At 58.9% G+C, this 9,348-nt stretch carries 12 protein-coding genes; 10 read left to right on the plus strand and 2 right to left on the minus strand.

The annotated features are described in order from the left end of the window. Positions 1-22: 22 nt before the first annotated feature. Entirely contained in the window at positions 23-439 is a 417-nt protein-coding gene (locus GHO41_RS18295) for an NINE protein (protein WP_048370954.1), read from the minus strand. Between the two features lie 252 nt (positions 440-691). Here GHO41_RS18295 and GHO41_RS18300 point away from each other — a divergent pair, with 252 nt between their 5' ends. Then, a complete protein-coding gene (locus tag GHO41_RS18300; protein WP_153327162.1) occupies positions 692-1,339 on the plus strand; it encodes a C40 family peptidase in 648 nt (215 codons plus the stop codon). A 100-nt stretch (positions 1,340-1,439) separates the two neighbouring features. Here the strand turns inward: GHO41_RS18300 and GHO41_RS18305 are convergent, their stop codons facing one another. Continuing rightward, complete coding sequence (locus GHO41_RS18305; protein WP_153434292.1) at positions 1,440-2,432, minus strand: type IV pilus twitching motility protein PilT; 993 nt, start codon at positions 2,430-2,432, stop codon at positions 1,440-1,442. Positions 2,433-2,489: 57 nt separating this feature from the next. Here GHO41_RS18305 and GHO41_RS18310 point away from each other — a divergent pair, with 57 nt between their 5' ends. The 9 genes from GHO41_RS18310 to GHO41_RS18350 all read left to right on the plus strand — a co-directional run bounded on the left by GHO41_RS18310 (position 2,490) and on the right by GHO41_RS18350 (position 9,134). After that, the gene (locus GHO41_RS18310; protein WP_153434293.1) at positions 2,490-3,176 is read left to right on the plus strand and encodes a YggS family pyridoxal phosphate-dependent enzyme; all 687 of its coding nucleotides are present in this window, start codon (positions 2,490-2,492) and stop codon (positions 3,174-3,176) included. Between the two features lie 31 nt (positions 3,177-3,207). Beyond that, complete coding sequence (gene proC / locus GHO41_RS18315) at positions 3,208-4,026, plus strand: pyrroline-5-carboxylate reductase (RefSeq protein ID WP_048385087.1); 819 nt, start codon at positions 3,208-3,210, stop codon at positions 4,024-4,026. Positions 4,027-4,037: 11 nt separating this feature from the next. Beyond that, positions 4,038-4,625, plus strand: coding sequence for a YggT family protein (locus GHO41_RS18320; protein ID WP_048370963.1), 588 nt, complete (start codon positions 4,038-4,040; stop codon positions 4,623-4,625). Positions 4,626-4,778: 153 nt separating this feature from the next. Then, on the plus strand, positions 4,779-5,918 hold the full coding sequence (locus tag GHO41_RS18325; protein WP_048385090.1) for a homoserine O-acetyltransferase: 1,140 nt from the start codon (positions 4,779-4,781) through the stop codon (positions 5,916-5,918). Positions 5,919-5,925: 7 nt separating this feature from the next. Next, complete coding sequence (gene metW, locus GHO41_RS18330) at positions 5,926-6,546, plus strand: methionine biosynthesis protein MetW (protein ID WP_048370967.1); 621 nt, start codon at positions 5,926-5,928, stop codon at positions 6,544-6,546. A gap of 25 nt (positions 6,547-6,571) precedes the next feature. Beyond that, complete coding sequence (locus GHO41_RS18335; RefSeq protein WP_153434294.1) at positions 6,572-6,994, plus strand: DUF4426 domain-containing protein; 423 nt, start codon at positions 6,572-6,574, stop codon at positions 6,992-6,994. Next, positions 6,991-7,587 carry an RdgB/HAM1 family non-canonical purine NTP pyrophosphatase gene (rdgB, locus tag GHO41_RS18340; RefSeq protein WP_048370975.1) on the plus strand — a complete coding sequence of 199 codons (597 nt, stop codon included), beginning with the start codon at positions 6,991-6,993 and terminating at the stop codon, positions 7,585-7,587. Before GHO41_RS18335 ends, rdgB begins: the two co-directional genes overlap by 4 nt. Beyond that, positions 7,584-8,798, plus strand: a complete 1,215-nt coding sequence (gene hemW, locus GHO41_RS18345; protein ID WP_153327157.1) for a radical SAM family heme chaperone HemW — start codon at positions 7,584-7,586, stop codon at positions 8,796-8,798. The genes rdgB and hemW overlap by 4 nt, the downstream gene beginning before the upstream one ends. Before the next feature lie 9 nt (positions 8,799-8,807). After that, on the plus strand, positions 8,808-9,134 hold the full coding sequence (locus tag GHO41_RS18350) for a DUF3392 domain-containing protein (protein WP_019409176.1): 327 nt from the start codon (positions 8,808-8,810) through the stop codon (positions 9,132-9,134). The last annotated feature ends 214 nt before the right edge of the window (positions 9,135-9,348 follow it).

Here is a 9,348-nt window from a genome sequence, read left to right on the forward strand (position 1 = left end):
TCCTACAGGTTTTGACGTTGGCTTAGCGACGATCAGCGTTCTCAATCGAGATCTGGTCGTTCAAGGTCCAGAAGTCATACAGCACGCCAATCAGGAAAAAACCGCCCGTCAGCAGGTAGAGGATCCCGGTGATCCACTTGCCCATGTACATGCGGTGCACGCCAAACACACCCAGGAACGTCAGCAGGATCCACGCCACGTTGTAGTCCGTGCTCCCCGCGGTAAAGCGCAGGTCGGCTTCACGGTCCATGCTCGGGATCAGGAACAAGTCGATCAGCCAGCCGATCCCCAACAAACCAAACGTGAAAAACCAGATCGTCCCGGTCACCGGCTTGCCGTAATAGAAGCGGTGCGCCCCCAGAAAACCAAAAATCCAGAGCAAATAACCCAGCACCTTGCTGTGGGTATCGTGCTGTGTTGCGTCTCGATAGCCGCTCATAAATGCCCTCATTGCCAGTGATAGAAAAAATTTCTGATTTTTTTTGTGACTTTTTTACTGTCTCGTAACAGGTAAAAGTGTCTTACAAAAAATGGCTCAAAGCCTTGTACTACCTGACCTGTACCGTTTTCCTGTGACAATTTGTCACCGTCCTACGCCCTTTTGACCCTCAAGTCGAGTCGACAAACGGCCTGAGAAAGGACAAAAAAGCTGTTATAAAGTTTCGCGCTAATAACCATTGAGCCCTGCTGAATGCGTCCTTTATTCAAGACATGGCTAACCATTTGCCTTTTAATGCCACTGGCCGCCCACGCCACCAACCGTGAGCAACATCTTCCGTCCGGCTTCACTGGCTACACCGCAAAGTCATCTGCGAGTGCGCCTTATGTTGCCACTAACAGCAAAACCAAGGCTGTATCACGCCCAACAGCGAGTAAAGCCCACCGCAAGGCCCCCGGCAAAATTGCCACTGCTTCTTTGGCAGCCGCCAACAAGCAAAGCAGTGCCGTACTGAGCCGCGCCGTGAACGTGTTGGGTACTCCTTATCGTTGGGGCGGTAGCAGCCCAAGTAAAGGGTTTGATTGCAGCGGTTTGGTGAAATATGCGTTTAACGACGTTAAAGCCGTTAATTTGCCGCGCAGCTCCAGCGAAATGGCCAGCGGCCATGGGCAAAAAGTTGATCGCAAGGATTTGAAGCCCGGCGACTTGCTGTTTTTCAACATCAAGAGCCGCACGGTCAACCACGTCGCCATTTATCTGGGCAACGACCGGTTCATCCACGCGCCGCGCCGCGGCAAGTCGGTGACCATCGACACCCTGAAAAAGCCTTACTGGCAGAGCCACTACGTGGTTGCCAAGCGCGTGTTGCCTAAAGAGACCCTGCGGGTCGCTCAGCGCTAAACCCTGTGGGAGCGGGCTTGCTCGCGATGCGGACAACGCGGTTTATCTGTTAACCGCATTGATCCAATCGCGAGCAAGCCCGCTCCCACAAGGGTTGGCGCTAATCTATCAAGCCGTTTTCTTTCAGCCGCTTCAGGCTCATCTCCAGTGTCTGCATCCCTGCCGCCGCGCCGGTCTGGATCGCCGAGACCATCTGCGCCACTTTGTTTTCCCGGATCAGGTTACGAATCGCAGGCGTAGCCAGCATGATTTCGTGCGCCGCGACACGGCCTCCCCCCACCCGTTTGACCAATGTTTGCGCAATCACCCCTTGCAGTGACTCAGACAACATCGTGCGCACCATGGCCTTCTCATCGGCGGCGAACACGTCAATGATGCGGTCGACGGCTTTGGCCGCTGATGCGGTGTGCAACGTCGCCAGCACCAGGTGCCCGGTTTCTGCCGCCGTCAGCGCCAGGCGGATGGTCTCCAGGTCGCGCAGTTCTCCGAGCATGATCACGTCCGGGTCTTCACGCAGCGCCGACCGTAGCGCCGCCGCCACGCTGTGGGTGTCGCGGTGCACTTCGCGCTGGTTGATCAGGCACTGGCGGGGCGCGTGCAGGTACTCAATCGGGTCTTCGATGGTAAGGATGTGCTGTTGGCGGGTTGCGTTGATGTGATCAATCATTGCGGCCAGGGTGGTGCTCTTGCCCGAGCCCGTCGCGCCGGTAACCAGTACCAGCCCCTGTGACAGGCCACAGAGCCTTTTAAACACCTCACCCAGCCCCAACCCTTCCAGGCTGGGGACTTGCGACGTAATGCTGCGAAACACCGCCCCGGCTCCGCGCTGCTGCTCAAAGGCATTGACCCGAAAGCGTCCCAGTCCGGGCACTGCGTACGAAAAATCAGCTTCGTGGGCGGATTCAAAGGCTGAACGCTGTGCGCTATTCATCACGCTGTGGATAAGTTCACGCGCCGCGGCCGGGGCCAGCACCGGCAGGTCGCTACGCTGTATGTCACCGTCCACCCGCAGCATGGGCGCCACGCCCGCTGACAAGTGCAGGTCTGATGCCCCGTGTTTGACGCTGAACGCCAACAGGTCGGCGATATCCATACCCCCTCCCAATTCCAGTAGAATGCCGCAGACTTTTACAACGGCGGGCTTAATTGAATGTCCACGATAGCAGGCAACATTGCTCAGGTTGAGGCGCGTATCCGTGCAGCGGCAGAGGCTGTGCAACGTGATGTAACGAGCATTCACTTACTCGCGGTCAGCAAGACCAAACCCGCAGCCGCCTTGCGCGAGGCGTACGCCGCCGGCATTCGCGATTTTGGCGAGAATTATCTGCAAGAAGCCCGTGCCAAACAGGTCGAATTAACCGACCTGCCCTTGAGTTGGCACTTCATCGGCCCCATTCAATCGAACAAGACGCGTGAGATCGCCGAGCATTTTGCGTGGGTGCATTCCGTAGACCGCTTGAAGATTGCCCAGCGCCTTTCGGAACAACGCCCGGCCGACTTGCCGCCGCTCAATATCTGCATTCAGATCAATGTCAGCGGTGAGGCCAGCAAGTCAGGCTGCACGCCCGAGGACTTGCCAGCTCTGGCGGCGGCAATCCAGGCGTTGCCACGTTTGACGTTGCGCGGTTTGATGGCGATTCCGGAACCCACCGAGGTGCGCGCCGAGCAAAACGCCGCGTTTGCCAAGGTACGATCATTGCAACAAAGCCTGAACATGGGGCTCGATACACTCTCCATGGGCATGAGCCACGACCTGGAGTCGGCCATTGCCCAAGGCGCGACGTGGGTGCGTATCGGCACCGCGTTGTTTGGCGCCCGCGATTACGGCCAGGCTTGAGACACTCGCCCAACTTTTATAAGGATCGGTTATGAGCAAAACGCGTATTGCCTTTATCGGGGCCGGCAACATGGCTTCCAGCCTGATCGGCGGCCTGCGGGCCAAAGGTCTGGATGCTGCACAGATCCGCGCCTGCGATCCCGGCGCCGAGACCCGGGCCAAGGTCGCGGCCGAGCATGGCATTGAGGTATTCGCCGACAACGCGCAGGCCGTGCAAGACGCTGACGTGATTGTGATTGCGGTTAAACCGCAAGCCATGAAGGCCGTGTGCCTGGACCTGCGCCCGCACCTCAAACCGCATCAATTGTTGGTGTCGGTAGCCGCCGGCATCACCAGCGCCAGCCTGCTGAACTGGGTCGGTGCACAGCCGCTGGTTCGCTGCATGCCGAACACCCCGGCCTTGCTGGGCAAGGGCGTGAGCGGCCTGTTCGCCACTGAGTCGGTGACCGCCGAACAGCGTCAGCAAGCCGACGAGCTGCTGTCTGCTGTGGGCATCGTGGTATGGGTCGACACTGAGGCGCAGATTGACGCCGTGACCGCCGTGTCGGGCAGCGGCCCGGCGTATTTCTTCCTGCTGATCGAAGCCATGACCGCCGCTGGCGTCAAGCTCGGCCTGCCCCGTGAAGTGGCCGAACAACTGGCGCAACACACCTCGCTGGGAGCTGCCCACATGGCGGTGTCCAGCGGCATCGACGCGGCCGAGCTGCGCCGCCGGGTGACTTCGCCCGCGGGCACCACCGAAGCGGCGATCAAGTCGTTCCAGGCAGACGGCTTTGAAGCCATCGTCGAAAAAGCATTGAGTGCCGCCGCGCACCGCTCGGCCGAAATGGCCGAACAATTGGGTCAATAAAGGAGCACATGATGTCTGGACTTAATGGCGCTGCCATTTTTGTGATTCAAACCCTGGGTAGCCTCTACCTGCTGATCGTGCTGCTGCGTTTTATCCTGCAACTGGTCCGCGCCAACTTCTACAACCCGCTGTGCCAGTTCACCGTGCGCGCCACGCAACCGCTGCTCAAGCCGATGCGCCGGGTGATCCCGAGCCTGTTCGGGCTGGACATGTCTTCGCTGGTGCTGGCCATTCTGGTGCAGATGGTGATTTTCGCCGTGGTCCTGACGCTGAGCTACATGTCCTTCAACATCCTCGGGCTGCTGGCCTGGGCGCTGATTGGCGTGTTTACGCTGTTTTTGAAGGTGTTCTTCTTCGCCATCATCATCAGCGTGATCCTTTCGTGGGTTGCACCGGGCGGCGCCAGCCCGGCCGCTGAGCTGGTCAACCAGATCACCGAGCCCGCCCTGGCACCGTTCCGCCGTATGCTGCCGAGCATGGGCGGCCTGGATATCTCGCCGATTCTGGCGTTCATGGTCATCCAGTTGCTGCAAAGCTACGTCATCCCGCCTTTGGCAATGTACGTCGGCATGCCGGTCGTGCTGTTCGGCCTGATCTAACGAAAAAAACCTGTAGGAGCGAGCTTGTCTCGCGATCTTTTAAAACATCAAAAGATCGCGAGACAAGCTCGCTCCTACAGAGGTTTGAGCATTGCTTGCCGCTCTGCCCCCCGCTCATTAGACTTACGCCTCATTTGAATGAGAGCAGGGTCAATGCCAGCTGCCTTTCCCCCCGATTCCGTTGGTCTGGTCGTGCCGCAAATCGCGCACTTTAGCGAACCGCTGGCGTTAGCCTGTGGCCGTTCACTGCCTGCCTATGATCTGATTTACGAAACCTATGGCCAGCTCAATGCCACGGCCAGCAATGCCGTGCTGATCTGCCACGCGCTTTCCGGGCATCACCATGCGGCCGGTTACCACAGTGCCGACGAGCGCAAGCCCGGCTGGTGGGACAGCTGCATCGGCCCCGGCAAGCCGATCGACACCAACAAGTTCTTCGTGGTCAGCCTCAACAATCTTGGCGGCTGCAATGGCTCTACCGGCCCGAGCAGCCTCAACCCCGAAACCGGCCGCCCGTTTGGCGCTGATTTCCCAGTGCTGACTGTTGAAGACTGGGTGCACAGCCAGGCCCGTCTGGCCGACCGTTTGGGCATTAACCAGTGGGCCGCCGTAATCGGCGGCAGCCTGGGTGGCATGCAGGCGTTGCAGTGGAGCATCAGCTACCCGGATCGCCTGCGCCATTGCCTGGCCATTGCCTCGGCGCCCAAATTGTCCGCGCAGAACATCGCGTTCAACGAAGTGGCGCGTCAGGCCATCCTCACCGACCCTGAGTTCCACGGCGGCTCGTTCCAGGAACAAGGCGTGATCCCCAAGCGTGGCCTGATGCTGGCGCGCATGGTCGGGCACATCACTTACCTGTCCGATGACTCCATGGGCGAAAAATTCGGCCGTGGCCTGAAAAACGAAAACCTCAACTACGACTTTCACAGCGTCGAGTTCCAGGTAGAAAGCTACCTGCGCTATCAGGGCGAGGAGTTTTCCGGGCGTTTCGACGCCAATACCTACCTGTTGATGACCAAAGCGCTGGACTACTTCGACCCGGCCGCCAACTACAACGACGACCTGGCCAAAACCTTTGCCGGGGCCAAGGCACGCTTTTGCGTTATGTCATTCACCACCGACTGGCGCTTCTCGCCGGCGCGCTCGCGTGAACTGGTGGATGCGCTGATGGCGGCGAAAAAAGACGTTTGCTACCTCGAGATCGATGCACCGCAGGGCCATGACGCCTTCCTGATTCCGATCCCGCGCTACCTGCAAGCCTTCAGCAATTACATGAACCGAATAGACCTGTGAGAACGCCATGAGAGCCGACCTGGAAATCATCCAAGACTGGATCCCCGCTGGCAGCCGCGTACTCGACCTCGGTTGTGGTGATGGCGAACTGCTGAGCTGGCTGCGCGACAACAAGCAAGTCACCGGCTACGGCCTGGAAAACGACCCGGACAACATTGCCGAGTGCGTGGCCAAAGGCATCAACGTGATCGAGCAAGACCTGGACAAAGGGCTGGGCAACTTTGCCAGCAACAGCTTCGACATCGTGGTCATGACCCAGGCGCTGCAAGCGGTGCACTACCCTGACCGGATCCTCGACGAGATGCTGCGCGTCGGCCGCCAGTGCATCATCACCTTCCCGAACTTCGGTCACTGGCGTTGCCGCTGGTATCTGGCCAGCAAAGGCCGCATGCCCGTGTCCGAGTTTCTGCCGTACACCTGGTACAACACGCCGAACATTCACTTCTGCACCTTCGAAGACTTTGAAGAGCTGTGCCGTGAGCGCGAAGCCCGCGTGATCAACCGCCTTGCTGTAGATCAACAACACCGGCACGGATGGGCGAGTAAGTTATGGCCTAACCTGTTGGGTGAGATTGGCATTTACCGTGTCAGCAGTCCTGGCCTGCAGGATCATCAAATCGCGGTTTAAATCAGGGTTCACAAGGAGAAAGGCTATGGGACGGATTGGATTACTGCTGCTGTCGATGTGCTTCGCCGCTCAGGCGATGGCTGCGGGGGCCACCCAGGTGGGCGGCACCGTGGTCAACTACAACGCCTTCATGACCAACTTCCTGAGCCCTGAGATCACCGCCAGGTATGGCCTGCAACGCAGTGACCAACTGGGTGCGCTGAACTTCAACCTGTCCAAAGATGATCAAAAAATAGCCAGCACGATCAAGGGCACTTACCGCGAAACCGGTGATAAAAAAGCTAAACCGCTCACCTTCAAACAGGTGATCAATGACCAGGGGGCGATTGATTACTTCGCCCAGTTCCCGGTCCAGCCCGCTAAAGTCTATGTGTTCGCCATTGAGCTTAAGGTCAACGGCGAAACCAAAGACATCGAATTTTCCCAAGAGGTCGCTCCGCTCCAATGATTAACCTTACGCAACTGGTTTTGGCTAGCCACAACGCCGGCAAACTCAAAGAACTTCAGGCCATGCTCGGCGAGTCGGTGCAGTTGCGCTCGATTGGAGAATTCAGCAGCGTCGAGCCGGATGAAACCGGCTTGTCGTTCGTTGAAAACGCGATTCTTAAAGCGCGCAACGCGGCACGTATCTCGGGCTTGCCGGCACTGGCAGACGACTCGGGGCTGGCGGTGGACTTTCTCGGGGGCGCACCGGGCATTTACTCGGCCCGTTATGCCGACGGCAAAGGCGATGCGGCGAACAACGCCAAGCTGCTCGACGCCTTGAAAGACGTGCCAGAAGCCGAGCGCGGCGCGCAATTTGTGTGCGTGCTGGCGCTGGTACGCCACGCTGACGACCCGCTGCCAATTATCTGCGAAGGCTTGTGGCACGGCCGCATCCTGCACGCGGCCAGCGGCGAGCACGGTTTTGGTTACGACCCGCTGTTTTGGGTGCCGGAGCGCAACTGCTCCAGCGCTGAACTCAGCCCGGCCGAGAAAAACCAGTTGAGCCACCGCGCCCGCGCCATGGACTTGCTGCGTCAGCGTTTGGGCCTGAAATGACCCATGACACCCCTTCACAGCCGCTCTATCTGGGTGCGGCTGGCTTTACTCAGCAGGCGCCGCGCGCGCCGCTGACGCAACTGCCACCCCTGTCGCTCTACATCCATATTCCGTGGTGCGTGCGCAAATGCCCGTACTGCGACTTCAACTCGCACACTGCAAGCCCGGTGTTGCCCGAAGAAGAATACGTCGACGCGCTGCTGGCCGACCTCGATCAAGACCTGCACGCGGTCTATGGCCGCGAGCTGAGCTCGATCTTTTTTGGCGGCGGCACGCCGAGCCTGTTCAGCGCCCAGGCGCTGGGCCGCTTGCTCAAGGGGGTCGAAGCGCGCATCCCGTTTGCCAGCGACATCGAAATCACCCTCGAAGCCAACCCCGGCACATTTGAGCAAGAAAAGTTTGTGGCCTACCGCCAACTGGGGATCAATCGCCTGTCGATTGGCATCCAGAGTTTTCAGCAAGAAAAACTCCAGGCACTGGGCCGTATCCACAACGGTGACGAAGCCGTGCGCGCCGCCGGGATGGCGCGTCAGGCGGGCTTTGATAACTTCAACCTCGACTTGATGCACGGTTTGCCCGATCAGAGCCTGGAAGACGCCCTGAGCGACCTGCGCCAGGCCATTGCCCTCAAACCGACACATCTGTCGTGGTATCAACTGACGCTGGAACCCAACACGGTGTTCTGGAACAAGCCGCCTGATTTGCCCGAAGACGACACCTTGTGGGACATCCAGGAAGCGGGCCAGGCGTTGCTCGCCGAACACGGCTACGCCCAATACGAAGTGTCGGCCTACGCCCAGCCGGGTCGCCCGGCGCGGCACAACCTGAACTACTGGAGCTTTGGTGACTTTATCGGTATTGGCGCTGGCGCTCATGGGAAATTGAGCCATCCTGATGGCCGAATCGTCCGCACCTGGAAGACCCGTCTTCCAAAGGACTACCTCAATCCAGCCAAAAACTTTCAAGCCGGTGAGAAAACCCTGACAGCGGAAGAGCTACCTTTTGAGTTTCTAATGAACGCCTTGCGTCTTACCGACGGCGTCGACTCATCGCTCTACCCGCAGCGCACCGGTTTGCCCCTTCAGAGTTTGAATGAGGGACGGCAGGCGGCAGAACAAAGCGGCTTATTGCAGGTCGAACCGACACGCTTGGCGGCGACCGCCCGAGGGCAGTTGTTTCTCAACGACTTGTTACAGCACTTTCTGATCTAAGGAACGCGAATGGACTTGGTACTTGACCTGCTTGCCACCGTGTCACGCTGGAGCCGCAGCCATCTCTCCGAGATATCCCTGGCCCTGATTGGCTGCCTGCTGGTGCTGTTTGGTGCGGACTTTAAAGGGTGGGTCGAACAGCGTCTGGGCAGCATCGCCGGTGCCTTGCGCGTTCCCTTGATGGCCCTGCTGTGCCTGATCGGCAGCGGCGCCGCCCTGATCTACGCCACCCCATGGGTTGAGCGCGGCCTGAGCCAATTCAACAACTACAGCCTTGCGCCGGTGTTGTTGGTAGTACTGGTGTTGATCGGCGTAGTCGCAGATCGCCGCGGATAACCCCGCCCCCCCTGTAGGAGCGAGCTTGCCTCGCGATCTTTTGATCTTTTAAAAGATCGCGAGGCAAGCTCGCTCTTATCAAACATAAAATAACCCATTGTTTTTATTCAAAAAAACTACCCAACTTTTTCCAGTCGCCATCCCAGCTTGTGTGCCTTGCGCTCCAAGGCTCGCAACTGCCGGCTGCGACTCTTCTCTTCGTACGCCTCGAGCC

Source organism: Pseudomonas sp. FSL R10-0399, assembly GCF_009600165.1.
Lineage (GTDB): Bacteria > Pseudomonadota > Gammaproteobacteria > Pseudomonadales > Pseudomonadaceae > Aquipseudomonas > Aquipseudomonas helleri.